The sequence below is a fragment of the Streptomyces hoynatensis genome (assembly GCF_003626535.1).
Classification (GTDB): Bacteria; Actinomycetota; Actinomycetes; order Streptomycetales; family Streptomycetaceae; genus Streptomyces; species Streptomyces hoynatensis.
Window position 1 is genome coordinate 41454 of sequence record NZ_RBAL01000029.1, and the last position, 16668, is coordinate 58121.

The following is a 16668-nucleotide window of genomic DNA, read 5'->3' on the forward strand; positions in this document are numbered from 1 at the left end:
GCGGCGCCGGGCGTTGGACGTGCGGAACCAGCGAGGCGCCTGGGGCACCAGGAGCCCGCACCGCACCGGGAAAGAGGTCCGCCATGTCATCTGCGCCGTCCGCGCCGTCGGGGTCGTCCGCGCCGTCGGGGGCGTCGCCCGCGCCGTCGCCCCAGCCCGCACGGCCGCAGGGGCCGCCGCGGCCCGCGCCGTCCCACGGGTCGCCCGCCGCCCGCGCGCAGGAGCGCGGCGAGGAGATCCTGGCCGTCCTCGACACGGCCTTCGGGCAGCTGCTCGCGGCCGATCCGGCGGCGTTCCGGGTGAAGTTCAGGAAGATGGCGGCCTCGGCCTTCGCCTTCTACCGCGGCACGGCCTGCCTCTTCTACCGCGACCTGGACGTGGACCGCCCCGACGCCTCCTTCCTGGACGAGCAGACCTCCCGGGTGTGGATTCACGGCGACCTGCACGCGGAGAACTTCGGCACGTACATGGACTCCAAGGGCCGCCTCGTCTTCAACGTGAACGACTTCGACGAGGCGTACGTCGGGCCCTTCACCTGGGATCTCAAGCGGTTCGCCGCCTCGCTGGCCCTCATCGGGTACACGAAGGCGCTGAGCGACGCGGTGATCGGCGAGCTGGTGCGGACCTACGCGGCGGCCTACCGGGAGCGGATACGGGCGCTGGCCGGGGGCGGCGTGCGGCCCGAGGCGCGGCCGTTCACGCTGGACACGGCCTCGGGGCCGCTGCTCGCCGCGCTGCGCGACGCCCGCTCCCGCACCCGCTTCGGGCTGCTCGACTCGATGAGCGAGGTCAGGGACGCCGAGCGCAGGTTCACCCAGGGCGGCGGGGCGATCGAGCTGGACGCGGCCACCAGGCGCAAGGTGCTCGACGCCTTCGAGGGGTACCTGGAGACGCTCCCCGAGTCCTCCCTGACCCGGCCCGACGCCCACCGGGTGAAGGACGTGGTCGGCCGGCGCGGGATCGGCATCGGCAGCGCGGGCCTGCCCTCGTACAACATCCTGCTGGAGGGCAGCAGCGACGCCCTGGAGAACGACGTGGTCATCTACATGAAGCAGGCGCAGATACCCGCGGTCTCCCGGCACGTGACGGACGAGCGGGTCCGCGGCTACTTCCGGCACGAGGGGCACCGCACCGTGATCTCGCAGCGGGCGCTCCAGGCGCACGCCGACCAGTGGCTGGGCTGGACGGAGCTGGACGGGGCCGGGCAGCTGGTGGCCGAGGTCTCGCCCTACGCGGTGGATCTGGACTGGTCGGACATCGACGACGTGGCCGAGATCAGGCAGGTCGTGGGCGATCTGGGGCGGGCGACCGCGACGATGCACGGCGCGGCGGACGACTCCAGTGGGCACACGCTGGTGCCGTTCTCCACCGAGGAGGCGATCGACGCGGCGATCGCCGCGGACGAGGAGGGCTTCGCCGAGTCCCTGGTGGACTTCGCGCACTCCTACGGCGCGCAGGCCCGCGCCGACCACCAGGTCTTCGTCGACCTCTTCCGCAACGGCCGCATACCCGGTCTGTGAGCCGGGTCCGCCACCCGCGCCGCGCCCGCCGGACCCGGCCGCCGGGAGCCTCCGCCGGGGCCACCCGGGCAATCGCACACGCGTGCGCATCCGCTCGCCCGCCCCGGGATGCGATACCGCCATTCGAGGGAGATTGTGGAGAAAGGAGAAATTTGCTGCGATACGCCCGGTAGGGCGTTGCGGAAGGAGGGCTCCATGCCCATCTGCACCACGCGCGACGGCGTCGACCTCTTCTACAAGGACTGGGGCAGCGGGCCCCCGGTCGTCTTCCTCCACGGCTGGCCGCTGAACGCGGACGCCTGGGAGGACCAGATGAAGCTGGTCGCCGCCCACGGCTTCCGCGGCATCGCGCACGACCGCCGCGGCCACGGCCGTTCCGCCCAGCCCTGGGAGGGCTACGACTTCGACACCTTCGCCGACGACCTGCAGGATCTGCTCACCACGGTGGACGTGCGCGACGCGGTCCTCGTCGCCCACTCCATGGGCGGCGGCGAGCTGGCCCGCTACATAGGGCGGCACGGCACCGACCGCGTCTCCAAGGCGGTCCTGCTCTCGGCGGTCCCGCCCCTGATGCTGAAGACCGAGGAGAACCCCGAGGGCACGCCGCAGAAGGTCTTCGACACCATCAAGACCGGCATCCTCAACGAGCGCTCGCAGTTCTGGAAGGACACCGCGGAGACGTTCTACGGCGCCAACCGCCCGGGCAACCGGGTCACCCAGGGCAACAAGGACGCGTTCTGGCTGATGGCGATGCAGGAGAGCATCAAGGCGGCGGTGGCCTGCGTGGACGCGTTCGCCACCACGGACTTCACCGAGGACCTGCGGAAGTTCGACGTCTCCACCCTCGTCATCCACGGGGACGACGACCAGATCGTGCCCATCGAGGCGACGAGCGCCAAGTCCTCGCAGATCATCCCCGACTGCGAGTACCTGGTCTACGAGCACGGCTCCCACGGGCTGTCGAGCGTGCCCGGCCACAAGGAGCGGTTCCACCACGACCTGATGGACTTCCTCCGCAGCTGAGCGGGCCCCGCCCACGCCGCCTGCCCCTCCGGCGGCTCCGCCAGCCGAGTGCACATTTCCCGAATACCGGGCATAAAACAGTAAATATGCCCGTACCGGGGAACATCACCTGTCAGGCGACCGATCGGAGGGACAGGCGATGGGCGTGCGGACCTGGGTCCAGGACTGGCCCGTCTACCGGCAGCTGACGGGCGGCGATCCGCTGGGGCGCGGTGCCGCGGTCACCTCCCGCGCCACGCGCGAGCTGCGCCCGCGCACCGCGACCGCGGACCGCGTCGTGGACTCGGTCTGCCCCTACTGCGCCGTCGGCTGCGGCCAGCAGGTGTACGTGAAGGGCGAGCGGATCGTCCAGATCGAGGGCGACCCCCGCTCGCCCGTCAGCCGCGGGCGGCTGTGCCCCAAGGGCGCGGCCACCCTCCAGCTCGTCACCGGGCAGGCGCGGCAGCACCAGGTCCTCTACCGCGCCCCCTACGCCGCCGACTGGGAGCCCCTCGACCTGGACACGGCCATGGAGATGGTCGCCGACCGGGTGATCAGGACCCGCAGGGACACCTGGCAGTGGCAACACGAGGGCCGGCGCGTCGCCCGCACCCTCGGCATCGCCAGCCTCGGCGGCGCGGTCCTGGACAACGAGGAGAACTACCTGATCAAGAAGCTCCTCACCGGCCTCGGCATCGTGCAGGTCGAGAACCAGGCCCGGGTCTGCCACAGTTCGACGGTCGCCGGCCTCGGCACCTCCTTCGGCCGCGGCGGGGCCACCACGTTCATGCAGGACCTGCAGAACGCCGACTGCATCGTCATCCAGGGCTCCAACTACGCCGAGGCGCACCCGGTCGGCTTCCAGTGGGTGATGGAGGCCAAGGCGCGCGGCGCCACCGTCATCCACGTCGACCCGCGGTTCACCCGCACCAGCGCCCTGGCCGACCTGTACGTGCCGCTGCGCGCCGGGACCGACATCGCCTTCCTCGGCGGCCTGATCCACCACGTGCTCTCGCAGGGCAAGGACTTCCGCGAGTACGTCCTCGCCTACACCAACGCCGCCACCATCCTCGGCGAGGACTTCAAGGACACCGAGGACCTCGACGGCGTCTTCTCCGGCCTCGACGAGGAGAAGCACCACTACGACCCGGCCTCCTGGGCGTACGAGGGCGCCGCGCTGCACCAGCCGGCCGGCAGCCGGCAGGCCCAGCCGGGGCACCTCGACGAGGTGGCGGTCACCCACCGGGCGGGCGGCGCGGAGACCCACGGCTCGGGCGGGCACGACGTGCCGCCGCACGCCGAGCGCGACGAGACGCTGCAACATCCGCGCTGCGTCTACCAGGTCCTCAAGCGGCACTACGCCCGCTACACGCCCGAGATGGTGCACCGGATCTGCGGCGTGCCGCCCGAGACCTTCGCGAAGGTGTGCGAGGCGCTGACCAGGAACTCGGGCCCCGACCGCACCAGCGCCTTCTGCTACGCCGTCGGCTGGACCCAGCACACCGTCGGCGCCCAGTACATCAGGGCCGCCTGCGTGCTGCAGTTGCTGCTCGGCAACATCGGCCGCCCCGGCGGCGGCATCCAGGCCCTGCGCGGCCACGCCAGCATTCAGGGTTCGAGCGACATCCCCACCCTGTTCAACCTGCTGCCCGGCTACCTGCCGATGCCGCTGGCCGGCAAGCACACCGACCTGTCCTCGTACGTGGGCTCCGTCCGCGCCCGCAAGGGCTACTGGGCCGAGATGCGCGCCTACGCCGTCAGCCTCCTCAAGGCCTACTACGGCCGGGCCGCGCACGCCGACAACGACTACTGCTTCGACCACCTGCCCCGGCTGACCGGCTCGCACAGCACCTACGACACGGTCATGGCCCAGCTCGACGGCGCCTGCCGCGGCTACTTCCTGCTCGGCGAGAACCCGGCGGTCGGCTCGGCCAACGCCCGCCTCCAGCGGCTCGGCATGGCCAACCTGGAGTGGCTGGTGGTGCGGGACTTCTCCCTGGTGGAGTCCGCCACCTGGTGGCGCGACGGCCCCGAGATCGAGAGCGGCGAGCTGCGCACGCGGGAGATCCCCACCGAGGTCTTCTTCTTCCCTGCCGCCGCGCACGTCGAGAAGTCGGGCTCGTTCACCAACACCAACCGCTGGCTGCAGTGGCACTACCGCGCGGTCGAGCCGCCGGGCGAGGCGCGCAGCGAGCTGTGGTTCGCCTACCACCTCGGCAGGCTGATCCGGGAGAAGCTGGCCGGCTCGCGGCGCCCGGAGGACCGGCTGTTCCTCGACCTGGCCTGGGACTACCCCACCCAGGGGCCGCACCGGGAGCCGGTGGCCGAGGCGGTGCTCGCCGAGATCAACGGCCGCGGCCCCGACGGCGCCCCGCTCTCCGGGTACCCGCAGCTGAAGGACGACGGCTCCACCTCCTGCGGCTGCTGGATCTACTGCGGCGTCTACGCGGACGGCGTCAACCAGGCCGCCCGGCGCAAGCCGGGCGACCGGCAGGACTGGGTGGCGTCCGCATGGGCCTGGTCCTGGCCCGCCAACCGCCGGATTCTGTACAACCGCGCCTCGGCCGCCCCCGACGGCAGGCCGTGGAGCGAGCGCAAGGCGTACGTGTGGTGGGAGGAGACGGCCGACGGCACCGGCCGCTGGACGGGGCACGACGTCCCCGACTTCCCGCCGGGCCTGGCCCCAGGACACGTCCCGCCGAAGGACGCCACCGGGGTGGCGGCGCTGCGCGGCGACGACCCGTTCATCATGCAGGGCGACGGCAAGGGCTGGCTGTTCGCGCCGGCCGGCCTGTCCGACGGCCCGCTGCCCACCCACTACGAGCCGCAGGACTCGCCGTTCGAGAACGCCCTCCACCCGGGGCGGCAGCGCTCCCCGGTCCGGCTGCTGTTCCCGCGCGAGGGCAACGAGTACCACCCCTCGGGCGCCGAGCGCGGGTCGGCCGTCTTCCCCTACGTGGTGACGACCTACCGCCTCACCGAGCACTTCACGGCGGGCGGGATGACCCGCTGGTCCCCGTATCTGGCCGAGTTGCAGCCGGAGTTCTTCTGCGAGGTCTCCCCGGAACTCGCCGCGGAGCGCGGCCTGGAACACGCGGGCTGGGCCACCATCGTCACCGCGCGCGGCGCCGTCGAGGCCCGGGTGCTGGTGACCGCGCGCATGTCGCCGCTGCGGGCCGGCGGCCGGACGGTGCACCAGATCGGCCTCCCCTACCACTGGGGGCCCAACGGCTACACCCGCGGGGACGCGGCGAACGAGCTGTCCTCGATCGTCCTCGACCCCAACGTCCACATCCAGGAGGTCAAGGCGCTGTCCGCGGACATCCTGGCCGGGCGCCGCCCACGCGGCCGGGCGCTGCGCGCCATGGTGGCCGACTACCGGCGGCGCTCCCACGCCGGCACCCGCACGGGCACGGAGGTGTAGCGCGATGAGCGCACAGGACGAGGGCCGGTTGCGGCGCCTGTGGTGGGGGCCGGAGCCCGAGGTGGCGGCCGACGCGGGACACGGGCAAGCCCCGCCCAGGGTCGGCTTCTTCACCGACACCTCCGTCTGCATCGGCTGCAAGGCCTGCGAGGTGGCCTGCAAGGAGTGGAACGCGGTTCCCGAGGACGGGCTGAGCCTCACCGGCATGAGCTACGACAACACCGGGGCGCTGGGCGCCTCGACGTGGCGGCACGTGGCCTTCGTCGAGCAGCAGAAGCCGCTCGGCGGGCAGCAGGCGCGGGTGGACCACTCCGAGCTCGACGTCCTCGCGCTGGCCCGCCGCGGCTCGGGCACCCCGGTGGCCGAGGCGGAGATGACGCCGACCTCGCCCGGCCGGGACGGGAGCGGGGAGCTGCGCTGGCTGATGGCCTCGGACGTCTGCAAGCACTGCACCCACGCGGCCTGCCTCGACGTGTGCCCCACCGGCTCGCTGTTCCGGACCGAGTTCGGCACGGTCGTGGTGCAGGAGGACGTGTGCAACGGCTGCGGCTACTGCGTGCCCGCCTGCCCCTACGGCGTGATCGAGCAGCGCCCCGGCGACGGCAGGGCGTGGAAGTGCACGCTGTGCTACGACCGGCTCGGCGAGGGGCTCGAACCCGCCTGCGCCAAGGCCTGCCCCACCGACTCGATCCAGTTCGGGCCGCTGGAGGAGCTGCGCGCCAGGGCCGCGGAGCGGGTCGCGCAGCTGCACCGGGACGGCGTCGCCGACGCCAGGCTCTACGGGGAGGACCCGGGGGACGGGGTGGGCGGCGCCGGGGCGTTCTTCCTGCTGCTCGACGAGCCCGAGGTCTACGGCCTGCCGCCCGACCCGCAGGTCACCACGCGCGACCTGCCGGCGATGTGGCGGCACGCGGCGGGCGCGGCGGCGGCGCTGCTCGGCGCCTTCGCGCTCGCCTTCTCCGGCCCGCGGCGCGCGGCGGGCAGGCGGCGCGCGGCGGGCAGGCGATGAGCGGCCGGGCCCGGCGCAGGCCGGGCGGCGCGGCGCAGGCGCGGGCAGGGGCGCAGGCCGGGGCAGGGGCGCAGGTCAGGGCGGGGGCAGGGGCGGGGTGGGGGACCGGCGAGCGGAAGGGCAGGGCGGCATGAGCGAGGCGGGCGTCACGCGCGAGGGGCTGACCGGGCGCAGGCCGGGCCGCGAGGCGCGGTTCGGCAACGGCATGAACGGCCCGGCCGGGCGGCACCGGCGGCCGGAGGGGCGCGAAGGGGAGCGGCGCGGCGGCGGGGCGCGCGCCGAGGTGGTGCCCCCGGCGGCGTTCGCCTCCTACTACGGGCGGCCGGTGATCAAGCCTCCCTCCTGGGAGGCGCCGGACATCGCCGGATACCTGTTCCTCGGCGGTCTCGCGGGCGCCGGCTCCGTGCTCGCGGCGGGGGCCGAGCTGACGCGGCGCCCGGCCACCGCCCGGGCGATGAAGCTCAGCTCCCTCACGGCCGTCTCGCTCTCCGCGGCCGCGCTGATCCACGACCTGGGGCGGCCGGAGCGGTTCCTCCACATGCTGCGCGTCCTGAAGCCCACCTCGCCGATGAGCGTGGGCTCCTGGCTGCTCGCCGGGTACGGGCCGCTGGCCGGGGCGGCGGCCCTCAGCGACCTCACCGGCCTGCTGCCGCGGGCCGGGCGGGCGGCGACCTGCGCCGCCGCCGCGTTCGGCCCCGCGGTCGCCGCCTACACCGGGGCGCTGCTCTCGGACACCGCGGTGCCGGCCTGGCACGAGGGCCACCGCGCGATGCCGTACCTGTTCACCGCCTCGGCCGCCACGGCCGCGGCCGGCATGGCGCTGCTGGCCGGGCCGCTCGCCGAGAACCGCCCGGCCCGCCGCGTCGCCGCGCTCGGCGCCGCGGCCGAACTGGCCGCGGCGCGGACGCTGCGCCGCCAGGCAGGGCGGGCCGCCGAGACCTACGAACGCGGGGCCGCCGGGCGGCTGATGCGGCTGGCCGAGGGGCTCGGCCTGGCCGGGGCGGCGGGCGCCGCGCTGCTGGGCGGCCGGGCCAGGCCGGCCGCCGCCCTCGCCGGGGCCGCGCTCCTCGCCGCCTCAGCCTGCACCCGTTTCGGCGTCTTCCACGCGGGCCTGGCCTCGGCCCGTGACCCGCAGTACACCGTCAGGCCCCAGCGGGAACGGCTCGCCGCGGCCGGGTAGACCGGCGGCGGGCTCCTCCCCGCCGGGCGCCCCGCACGAACGCCCCGCGCGCACCACCCCGCACGAGCGCCGCGCGCGAGCGCCCCGCGCGCATCACCCCGGCGCGATCACCCCCGCGCGAGCGCCCTCCCGCGGGGCCGGGCTCAGCGGCCGGGCGCCAGGGCGGTGAGGGTGCGCTCCCCGGCCGGGTCGCCGCTGGTGGCGGGCACGAGCGCGACCTCGTCGAGGCCGGCCGCCGCGTACTCGGCCAGCCTCGACCGCACCGTCGCCTCGTCCCCCACCAGGCCCACCGTCGCGGCGGCCTCCCGCGGCAGCGCGGCCAGGGACTCCTCCAGGCCCGCCCCCGCCTTGGCCCGCTCCACGGCGTCCCCGAAGCCGGCCTCGGTGAACATGTCGTCGTAGCCGCGCACGCCCAGGTACCCGACGACGCTCTTCATCAGCTGGGCGTAGGAGTCGGGCGAGGGGTCCACGGCCGCCGGCAGCCAGGCCGCGAGCCGGGGCGGCGTGCGGCCCTCGCGTTCCGCGGCGGCCTCCAGCCTGGTCCTGGCGAGGGCCACCTGGCGCGGCGTCACCAGGTCGAGGACCATGCGGTCGGCGTGCCTGGCCGCGGCCGCCACGGCGCGCTCGCCGAAGGCGGCGACGGTGAGCGGCCCGCCCGGGCGCCCCAGCCGGCGCCGGAACCCGCTGCCCGGGACGGCCTCGGGCCCCGCGTCGTCGAACAACTCCCGGACGTTGCGGGCGCTTTCGTCGAGCAGCCGTGCGACCCCGGCCCGTGACCTGCCGTGGTAGCCCTCGACGACCCGGACGCTGGACGCGCCGAGCGCCACCCCCACCCGGCGGCCCGTCAGGAAGGCGGCGCCGGCGGCGCCTCGGACGATGCTCGCGGGGTCGCGCACGGACACCGGCACCGGGCCCACGGTCAGCGCGATGCGCTCGGTGCGCAGGCCGATCGCCGTCGCGAGCGCGAACGCATCCCAGGTGGGTCCCTCCCCCACCCACGCCTCCGGGTATCCGAGCCGGTCGGCCACCGCCGCCACCCGCAGCGGCTCGTCCGGCGGACGCTCGTCCTCCCTTGCCATGGCAACCACGCTGATGTCCATGCCCGTGTCCATGCCCGCCACCCTAGTGCGCTGACCGGGAAAGGTTCACCGCGGCGGATGCGCCCGCGCCCGGCCCCCCGGCGTTCGGGAAGCGAAGGGGGCAACGGCCGGGCGGGGCGCGGCGCGCCGGCGAAGGGGCGGCCCGCCCCCGTCCACCCCAATCCACAATGCGGCCGTCACGTACCGGAGACCGGAAGTTCAGGGGCAGGACCCGCGTGCGTGTCACCGTCTCGTTCCGTCGACGTCTCCCCCCAACCTCGATGGACGAGAGGGACTTTCCGCATGTCCGGAAACGCATCCGGCAACCAGTCCGGGATATTCCAGACCGACCGCCGCCGCTTCCTCGCCTCGGGTGCGGCCGCGCTGGGCGCCGCGGCCGCGGCTCCGCTCGCCGTCCCCACCCCCGCCTCCGCCTCGGCCGGGACCGGCCGCGCCGCCGCCCCCGCCGCCCGCTCGCTGCCCGAAGGACTGTTCACCCTGGGCGTGGCCTCGGGCGACCCGCTGCCCGACGGCGTGGTGCTGTGGACCCGCCTGGCCCCCGACCCGCTGAACGGCGGCGGCATGCCGAACCGTTCCGTCGAGGTCGAGTGGGAGGTCGCGACCGACTCCCGCTTCCGGCACGTCGCCCGGCGCGGCACCGCGCCGGCCGAACCGGCCTTCGGGCACAGCGTGCACGCCGACGTCCGGGGCCTGGCCCCGCACCGCGACTACTACTACCGGTTCCGCGCCGAGGGCCGGCTCTCGCCCGTCGGCCGCACCAGGACCGCGCCCGCCGCGCACGCCGAGGGGCGGCTGCGGCTCGCCCTCGCCTCCTGCCAGAACTGGCAGCACGGCTACTTCACGGCGTACGCCGACATGGCGGAACAGGACCCGGACGCCGTGCTGTTCGTCGGCGACTACATCTACGAGAGCGCCGCCTCCGCCACCGCGGTGCGCAGCCACGAGGGCACCGGGGAGCCGGTGAGCCTGGAGCAGTACCGCAACAGGTACGCCCAGTACCGCAGCGACCCGGACCTGGCCGCGATGCACGCCTCGGCGCCGTGGATCGTGACCTTCGACGACCACGAGGTGGACAACGACTACGCCGGGCAGGTCCCGCAGGACCCCGACAAGCAGGGGCAGGAGGCGTTCGCCGCCCGGCTGACCGCGGCCTACCAGGCGTACTACGAGCACATGCCGGTGCGCGCCACCGCGGTGCCCCACGGCCCGCACATCAAGATCTACCGGACGCTCGACTTCGGCCGCCTGGCCAGGCTCCAGGTCCTGGACACCCGGCAGTTCCGCAGCGACCAGGCCACCACGCAGGAGGGGGCGCAGAGCCCGCTGCTGACGATGCTGGGCGCCGAGCAGAAGCGGTGGCTGGTCGAGGGGCTGCACCGCTCCCCGGCCCGCTGGAACCTGATCGCCTCACAGATCATGCTGGCCGAGACGGACCTGCTGCCCGGCGCGGGCAAGCGCTGGTACTACGACGCCTGGGACGGCTACCAGGTGGAGCGCAACGAGCTGCTGGGCGAGCTGGCCTCGGTCCGCAACCCGGTGGTGCTGACCGGCGACCGGCACCTGACGATGGTCAGCGACCTGAAGCGGGACTTCGCCGACCCCTCCTCGCAGGTCGTCGGCGCCGAGTTCGTCGGCACCTCGATCAGCTCCAACGGCGACCAGGACCAGGCCGCCTTCCACGCCCAGTTCGACCCGCTGGTGCCGGACAACCCGCACTGGAAGCTGATCGACGCGCACCGCGGCTACCACCTGTTCGACATCGACCGGCACGGGGTGGAGGCGCGGGTGCGGATCGTGGACACCGTACTGCAGCCCGCCTCCGCGGCGCACACCCTGGCCTCGCTGCGGGTGACCGACGGCAGGCCGGGGGTCGAACTCGCCTGAGCCGCCCGCCGGTTCGGCCGCCACCAGGCCCCGCCCCCGGCGTCCCCTCGGGCGGCGGGGGCGGGGCGGACGGCGGTCAGGCGGCGGGGTAGCGGACCTCGAAGGTGGTCACGCCCTCCTCGCTGCGCCAGGGGCCGTGCGGCATGCCCGGCGGGCGGCAGGCGTACATCCCGGCCGAGAAGGTCTCCCCCAGGGTCAGGTCGGTGAAGGACCCTTCGAGGATGTAGACCTCCTCCCAGAAGTCGTGGCGCTGCACGCCCATCGGGGTGGAGTCGGCGCCCGGCGCGTAGCGCAGGATGCGGGTGGCGACGCCGGTGGCGGGGTCGGCGGACAGTACGCGTTCGGTGATCTTCGGGTCGTCGCCCTGGCAGACCGTGAACTCGACGTCGGCGACGGGGAAGAACTCGCGTTCGCGCTTGCTCATCGGGAGGTCTCCTTCGTGGGTGTGGTCCCGCCGCCGTCGCGGGCGGGGTGGGTTTCGTCCCCGGGGCCGCCGGCCTCGCCCCGGCCCGGCCCGCCGGGGACGGCCTCGTAGGCATGTTCGAGCCGGGTGCCGTCCGGCAGGCCGAGCCGGAGCCGCCAGCGGGTGCCGTACACGAAGGACCCGGTGAGCAGCGGCAGCGTGCCGAGGAAGAGGACGAGGTCGCCCTCGGGCTCGCCGAGCGCCGCCGTCATCCGGGCGAGGGTGTCGGCCGGGTGCCGCAGGCCGCCGGCGCCGCCGCGCTGGTAGGGGGTGCCGTCCACGGTGGACTCCAGGCTCAGGCTCTCCCAGGGCAGGGCGGCGAGGTCGGCGCCGAGGTCGGCGGCCAGGCGGCCCACCGGCTTGGGGCAGGCGGCCTTGGAGGCGGCGATGCCGGTGCGCTCCATGGCGCGGTCGGTGTGGTCGGAGCCCACGGTCAGGAGGTGGCGGCCTTGGTGCCTGATCAGCACCGGCTCGGCCTCGCCCGAGGTCTGCGCCCCCCGCACACGCACGGTGGCCTCGCAGGTCAGCAGGGCGGGGTCGAGGTCGTAGAAGGCGGGGACGGTGGGCGGCGGGGGAATGCCGATCGCCGCCAGTTCCTCGATGTGGGCGGCGACCGCCGCCGCGTCGCTTCCGGTGTAGCCGGCGACGATCAGCCTCGTGGGGCGGAGGGCCAGCTCCTCGCCGGTGCCCGCCACCCGGATCGGCAGCGCGGCGCCGGTGGTTGCGCCCTGGCCTGAGGTCATCGTTCCTCCTCGGTCGGGGTGCCGGCCGTGCTGCCCGCGGGGAGCCGACGGCGGTCGGCGAGGACGGGGAACTCGGCGCGCACCCGCGCCACGGCGCCCGGGTCGGCCTCGCAGAAGGTGACGCCCTCCTCGGTGCCCGCCTCGGCGAGGACGGTGCCCCAGGCGTCGACGACGCGGCTGTGGCCGCCGAGTTCGACGCCTCCGTCCTGCGTGCCGACCGCGTTGCAGGCGATGAGCAGCACCTGTTCCTCGACGGCACGGCAGGAGGTGAAGAGCCGCCAGTGCGCGCGGCGGGCGGCGGGCCAGGCGGCGGGCACGACCACCGTGGTGGCGCCCAGGTCGACCAGGCCGCGCCACAGTTCGGGGAAACGCAGGTCGTAGCAGGTGGTGGCGCCCAGCCTGCCGAAGCGGGTGTCGGCCACGGTCAGCTCCCGGCCCGGGGTGAGGAGTTCGGCCTCGCGGGAGGCGTGGCCGAAGACGTGGATCTTGCGGTAGGCGTGCACCAGCGCGCCGTCGGGGGCGATCAGCGCGGCGGTGTTGAACAGGTCGCCGCGCGGGTCGCGTTCCACCAGGCTGCCCAGGTGGACGTGCGCCCCCAGCTCCCGGGCCCAGGCCCTGGCCGCGGTCACGGTGGGTCCTTCGGCGAGGGACTCGGCGCGCTCGGCGTAGGAGTCGAAGGCGAAGTAGCCCGCGGCCCACAGCTCGGGCAGGACGACCAGGTCGGCGCCCCTGGCCCCGGCGACCATGCGGCCGACCCGCTCCCGCCTGGCCGCGGGCGGCTCCTCGGGCGGGCTGGCGACCTGGACCAGGGCGATCCTCACGACAGCCCCCGCACGGAGTGGGCGAGCGACGCGTCCTCGCCGCCCGGCTGCGCCTCGGCCGGCAGGTCGAGGGCCGCCGCCGTGGCCGCCAGGTGCGCGGTGAGCGCCGCGGCGGCCCCGGCCGCCTCGCCGGCGCGCAGGGCCTCGACGATCGCCGCGTGCTCGGCGAGCACGGCCCGGGCGCGTTCCTCGTCGTCGGCCACCGCGCGCAGGCCCATGCGGACCTGCCGGTCGCGCAGCGACTCGTAGAAGCCGGCGAGCACCGGGTTGCCGGCCTGGCCGACCACGGCGCGGTGGAAGGCGCGGTCGCGCTCGATGAAGGCGACCGGGTCGCCGATCAGGCGGGTCTGCTCGGCCAGCAGCCCGTCGAGCCTGGCGTGGAAGGCCGCCCCGCCCGTGGCGGCGGCCTGGCGCACGCACCACTCCTCGATCAGCCCGCGGGCCTGCATCACCGCCCGCACCTCGGCGTCGGGGATCGGGGGCACGAAGGCGCCCTTCTTCGGCACGATCCGCAGGAAGCCCTCGGCCTCCAGCCGCAGCAGCGCCTCGCGCACCGGGGTGCGGGAGGTGCCCGCGGTCCTGGCGACCTCGGCCTCGGTCAGGAAGGTGCCGTCGTGCCGCGGAACGCGCGCGATGTGCTGCTTCAGCCAGCGGTAGGTCTGGTCCTGCGCCGAGCCACCGCCCTGGTCCGCATCTCGTAGACCGTTCATAGGCCAGATGTATACATCTTGTCGACGAGACCGTCCACCCCCGCCCGCGCCCCGCTCCGTCCACGGGCTCCCGCCCTTGGCTCCCGCCCGCTGCGGCGCCCCGGCCGCCGGGCCCGCCGGACAGCTGAGTAAAGTACGGTACCTGGATTCCGGAAAGCGGCTTTCCCGGCGGTTCCCGGACGACCTGGGGGCGCGGGCGCCGGCGCGCGAGGGCTTCCCGCAGGCGCGGGGACGGATCGTGCGCCCGCCGGCCCGTCGTTCCCGCCGTTCCCCGCCGCTCCCGGTTCGCCGTGCCGTTCTCGCGAGGGGGTTGCCATGCACGCCCAGGACCTGCGCACCGCCCTGGAGCGGCTGGAGGCGGCGGGCGACCTGCTGCGGGTGGCCGCCCCGCTCAGCTGGGAGTACGAGCTGGCGGCCGTGCTGTGGCGGCTGCGCGACGGGCCCGCGGTCCGCTTCGAGAACGTGACGGGCTACCGGACGCCGGTCGTGGGCAACCTGCTGAACGACCGGCGGAAGCTGGCCACCGCCCTGGGCATCGAGCGCACCGCGCTGCAGGCACGCGTCTCGCGCGCGCTCCGGGAGCCGATCGAGCCCGCCCTGGCGGCGGAGGGCCCCTGCCTCGCGGTGGCGTACGACCCGGCCGTCGCGCTGACGGACCACTTCCCGGTGCCGCTGCTCAGCGAGTTCGACGCGGGCCGGTACCTCTCGGCCGGGGTGCTGATCTGCCGCGATCCCGAGAGCGGGCGCCGCAACGCGGCCATCTGCCGCCTGCAGGTCACCGGCCCCGGCACGCTGGGCGCCTACCTGGCGCCCACCCACTCGCGGGCCTTCCTCGACGTCCACCGCGAGCGGGGGCGCCCCATGGAGGTGGCGGTGGCCCTCGGGCTGCACCCGGCGATCGTGGTGGCCTCGCAGTTCCTCACCCCGCTCGACGAAACCCTGGTGGCGGGCGGCATGTTCCGCGAGCCGCTGCTGCTGACCAGGGCGCGGACGGTGGACCTGGAGGTGCCCGCCTTCGCGGAGATCCTCCTGGAGGGGCTGATCGACCCGCGGGAGGAGCAACCCGAGGGCCCGTTCGGCGAGTTCCCCGGCACCTACGCGCCGCGCCGGCCGAACCCGGTGATCCGGCTGACCGCGGTCTCCTCCCGGCCCGACCCGCTGTTCCAGATGATCGTGGCCGGGCGCCACCCCGAGCACCTGGTGACCGGCGCCATCGCCCGGGAGGCGGGGCTGTACGAGGCGATCAGGAGCGTGGTGCCCGGGGTGCGCGCGGTGCACCTCACCGAGGGCGGGACCTGCCGCTTCCACGCGGTGATCTCGATCCGCAAGCGCTCGGCCGGGGAGGGCAAGCGGGCGATCATGCGGGCGTTCTCCGAGCAGGACCTGCTCAAGCACGTGGTGGTGGTCGACGAGGACATCGACGTGACGGACCCGGCGGACGTGGAGTGGGCGGTCGCCACCCGGATGCGGGCGCACGAGGACGTGGTGATCGTCCCCGGCATGAAGTCCAACCCCGTGGACCCGATGTCCGTGGACCGTACGATCAGCAAGCTCGGCATCGACGCCACCCTGCCGCTGGACGCGCGGGCGGCGGCCAGGCACCGGGTGGACGTGCCGGCCGCGGTGGCGGCGGCGATCGAGGGGCGCTGGGAGGAGATCACCGGCGCGCAGAACCAACCGACAGGCGGGAAACGGTGAAGGCGAGCGGCGGAGACTCCCGGAACGGCAGGGCAAGCGGCACCACGAACGGCACCACGAGCGGCTTCGGGACGGCGAACGGCCTGACGCACGGCACCGCGCACGGAACTGCGCACGACCCGGCGCACGGCACCGCGCACGACCCGGCGCACGGGACGGCGAACCACACGATGGACGCCTACGCGCGGTGGGCCGACATCCGCGACGACGAGCGGCAGTCCGACTTCCAGTCCTACGTGGGCAACATCGCCGAGGCCAGGTACGTGATCCGCCGCGTGCTGCGGATCGTCGACGAGCAGGCGCGGCAGCACGGACTCGAACCGCTGCCGCACCAGGCGCTGCTCCAGATCTACGGCGCGGGCCCCGCCGGCATGGCGGTGAACGCGCTGGCCAGGCGGCTGGACGTGGCCGGGGCCTTCGCCTCCAGGCTGGTGCGCCAGCTGGAGGACCTGTCCCTGGTGCGGCGGGAGCACTCGGCCGCGGACAAGCGGGTGACCCAGGTGACCGCCACCGCGGAGGGCGCCGAGCGGCTGCGCGCGATCGACGACTCGGTGCACCACCATGTCGCGTACTTCCAGCGGCAGTTCGACGATCAGCAGCGGCTGGCGGCGCTGTCGATCTTCGCCTTCTACGTGGGGCTCGACCCGGACTCCGAGGTGGCCGGGGCGATCCGCAGGGCCTGAAGCCCCGCCCCTGCTCCCCGCCCCCTGCTCCCGCCCGGCGTTCCGCGCCGTCAGGGCCCCCACGTACGCGGCCGAATCACGCCGTTCGCGCGCGCCGCGGCCTCGGGATTGTCATGCCCTCGCCATGAACGCTGCGTCACCATCTCGCCGCTCGCGTTACCCAAAAATAACGTCTCCCCCTTGTCGGCCGAACGGACCGTGAGTATGTTGTGCGAAATCGCAACTCAACTCAGGTACCTAGGTTAGGTAGTTTCGGCCGGGATTCGGCCAGGATTCCGCCGGGACCCGGCCGGCCACTTCGGCCAGGAGTCTCAATGATGAAGTCAAGCCGCCTGCGTGACTGGCGGGGCGGGGGTGAATACCCGGTTGTCGCGCAGGAGGACCCACAGGACGCTCGCCCGTCGGCGTGCGAGGGCGATGATGGCCTGGAC

The 16668-nt window shown here is 74.6% G+C and carries 13 protein-coding genes; 8 read left to right on the forward strand and 5 right to left on the reverse strand.

Annotated features, from left to right (window positions below):
• Window positions 1-83: 83 nt before the first annotated feature.
• The 5 genes from D7294_RS29285 to nrfD all read left to right on the forward strand — a co-directional run bounded on the left by D7294_RS29285 (window position 84) and on the right by nrfD (window position 8135).
• Window positions 84-1520, forward strand: coding sequence for a DUF2252 domain-containing protein (locus tag D7294_RS29285; RefSeq protein WP_120684832.1), 1437 nt, complete (start codon window positions 84-86; stop codon window positions 1518-1520).
• A gap of 195 nt (window positions 1521-1715) precedes the next feature.
• On the forward strand, window positions 1716-2543 hold the full coding sequence (locus tag D7294_RS29290; protein ID WP_120684833.1) for an alpha/beta fold hydrolase: 828 nt from the start codon (window positions 1716-1718) through the stop codon (window positions 2541-2543).
• Between the two features lie 139 nt (window positions 2544-2682).
• Window positions 2683-5946 carry a formate dehydrogenase gene (gene fdh / locus D7294_RS29295; RefSeq protein WP_120684834.1) on the forward strand — a complete coding sequence of 1088 codons (3264 nt, stop codon included), beginning with the start codon at window positions 2683-2685 and terminating at the stop codon, window positions 5944-5946.
• A gap of 4 nt (window positions 5947-5950) precedes the next feature.
• Window positions 5951-6955 carry a 4Fe-4S dicluster domain-containing protein gene (locus tag D7294_RS29300; protein ID WP_120684835.1) on the forward strand — a complete coding sequence of 335 codons (1005 nt, stop codon included), beginning with the start codon at window positions 5951-5953 and terminating at the stop codon, window positions 6953-6955.
• 130 nt (window positions 6956-7085) lie between these two features.
• Window positions 7086-8135: an NrfD/PsrC family molybdoenzyme membrane anchor subunit gene (gene nrfD / locus D7294_RS29305; RefSeq protein WP_120684836.1), complete on the forward strand. Its 1050-nt coding sequence runs from the start codon at window positions 7086-7088 to the stop codon at window positions 8133-8135.
• Window positions 8136-8278: 143 nt separating this feature from the next.
• On the opposite strand, the gene D7294_RS29310 is transcribed toward nrfD, so the two are convergent.
• Entirely contained in the window at window positions 8279-9247 is a 969-nt protein-coding gene (locus tag D7294_RS29310) for an LLM class F420-dependent oxidoreductase (RefSeq protein ID WP_338325702.1), read from the reverse strand.
• Between the two features lie 270 nt (window positions 9248-9517).
• Between D7294_RS29310 and D7294_RS29315 the strand changes: the two genes are divergently transcribed.
• On the forward strand, window positions 9518-11119 hold the full coding sequence (locus tag D7294_RS29315) for an alkaline phosphatase D family protein (RefSeq protein WP_120684837.1): 1602 nt from the start codon (window positions 9518-9520) through the stop codon (window positions 11117-11119).
• A gap of 76 nt (window positions 11120-11195) precedes the next feature.
• On the opposite strand, the gene D7294_RS29320 is transcribed toward D7294_RS29315, so the two are convergent.
• The 4 genes from D7294_RS29320 to D7294_RS29335 are packed head-to-tail and all read right to left on the reverse strand — an operon-like array spanning window position 11196 to window position 13856.
• Window positions 11196-11543 (reverse strand): cupin domain-containing protein, encoded by a 348-nt coding sequence (locus D7294_RS29320; protein WP_120684838.1) that lies wholly within the window; start codon window positions 11541-11543, stop codon window positions 11196-11198.
• Window positions 11540-12325, reverse strand: coding sequence for a DUF2848 family protein (locus tag D7294_RS29325; protein ID WP_120684839.1), 786 nt, complete (start codon window positions 12323-12325; stop codon window positions 11540-11542). The genes D7294_RS29320 and D7294_RS29325 overlap by 4 nt, the downstream gene beginning before the upstream one ends.
• A complete protein-coding gene (locus D7294_RS29330; RefSeq protein ID WP_120684840.1) occupies window positions 12322-13146 on the reverse strand; it encodes a nitrilase-related carbon-nitrogen hydrolase in 825 nt (274 codons plus the stop codon). The genes D7294_RS29325 and D7294_RS29330 overlap by 4 nt, the downstream gene beginning before the upstream one ends.
• Complete coding sequence (locus tag D7294_RS29335) at window positions 13143-13856, reverse strand: GntR family transcriptional regulator (protein ID WP_120684841.1); 714 nt, start codon at window positions 13854-13856, stop codon at window positions 13143-13145. Before D7294_RS29335 ends, D7294_RS29330 begins: the two co-directional genes overlap by 4 nt.
• A gap of 315 nt (window positions 13857-14171) precedes the next feature.
• Between D7294_RS29335 and D7294_RS29340 the strand changes: the two genes are divergently transcribed.
• Both D7294_RS29340 and D7294_RS29345 read left to right on the forward strand, forming a co-directional pair.
• Window positions 14172-15554: a UbiD family decarboxylase gene (locus D7294_RS29340; protein ID WP_120684842.1), complete on the forward strand. Its 1383-nt coding sequence runs from the start codon at window positions 14172-14174 to the stop codon at window positions 15552-15554.
• Complete coding sequence (locus D7294_RS29345) at window positions 15551-16237, forward strand: MarR family winged helix-turn-helix transcriptional regulator (protein WP_120684843.1); 687 nt, start codon at window positions 15551-15553, stop codon at window positions 16235-16237. The genes D7294_RS29340 and D7294_RS29345 overlap by 4 nt, the downstream gene beginning before the upstream one ends.
• Window positions 16238-16668 lie beyond the last annotated feature (431 nt).

Excerpts from the sequence above, each read along its gene's own strand:
- D7294_RS29325 (WP_120684839.1), bottom strand. The coding sequence starts at position 12,325 with ATGACCTCAGGCCAGGGCGCAACCACCGGCGCCGCGCTGCCGATCCGG.
- D7294_RS29340 (WP_120684842.1), top strand. The coding sequence starts at position 14,172 with ATGCACGCCCAGGACCTGCGCACCGCCCTGGAGCGGCTGGAGGCGGCG.
- D7294_RS29290 (WP_120684833.1), top strand. The coding sequence starts at position 1,716 with ATGCCCATCTGCACCACGCGCGACGGCGTCGACCTCTTCTACAAGGAC.
- D7294_RS29320 (WP_120684838.1), bottom strand. The coding sequence starts at position 11,543 with ATGAGCAAGCGCGAACGCGAGTTCTTCCCCGTCGCCGACGTCGAGTTC.
- D7294_RS29315 (WP_120684837.1), top strand. The coding sequence starts at position 9,518 with ATGTCCGGAAACGCATCCGGCAACCAGTCCGGGATATTCCAGACCGAC.
- D7294_RS29285 (WP_120684832.1), top strand. The coding sequence starts at position 84 with ATGTCATCTGCGCCGTCCGCGCCGTCGGGGTCGTCCGCGCCGTCGGGG.
- D7294_RS29310 (WP_338325702.1), bottom strand. The coding sequence starts at position 9,247 with ATGGACACGGGCATGGACATCAGCGTGGTTGCCATGGCAAGGGAGGAC.
- nrfD (WP_120684836.1), top strand. The coding sequence starts at position 7,086 with ATGAGCGAGGCGGGCGTCACGCGCGAGGGGCTGACCGGGCGCAGGCCG.
- fdh (WP_120684834.1), top strand. The coding sequence starts at position 2,683 with ATGGGCGTGCGGACCTGGGTCCAGGACTGGCCCGTCTACCGGCAGCTG.
- D7294_RS29335 (WP_120684841.1), bottom strand. The coding sequence starts at position 13,856 with ATGAACGGTCTACGAGATGCGGACCAGGGCGGTGGCTCGGCGCAGGAC.
- D7294_RS29300 (WP_120684835.1), top strand. The coding sequence starts at position 5,951 with ATGAGCGCACAGGACGAGGGCCGGTTGCGGCGCCTGTGGTGGGGGCCG.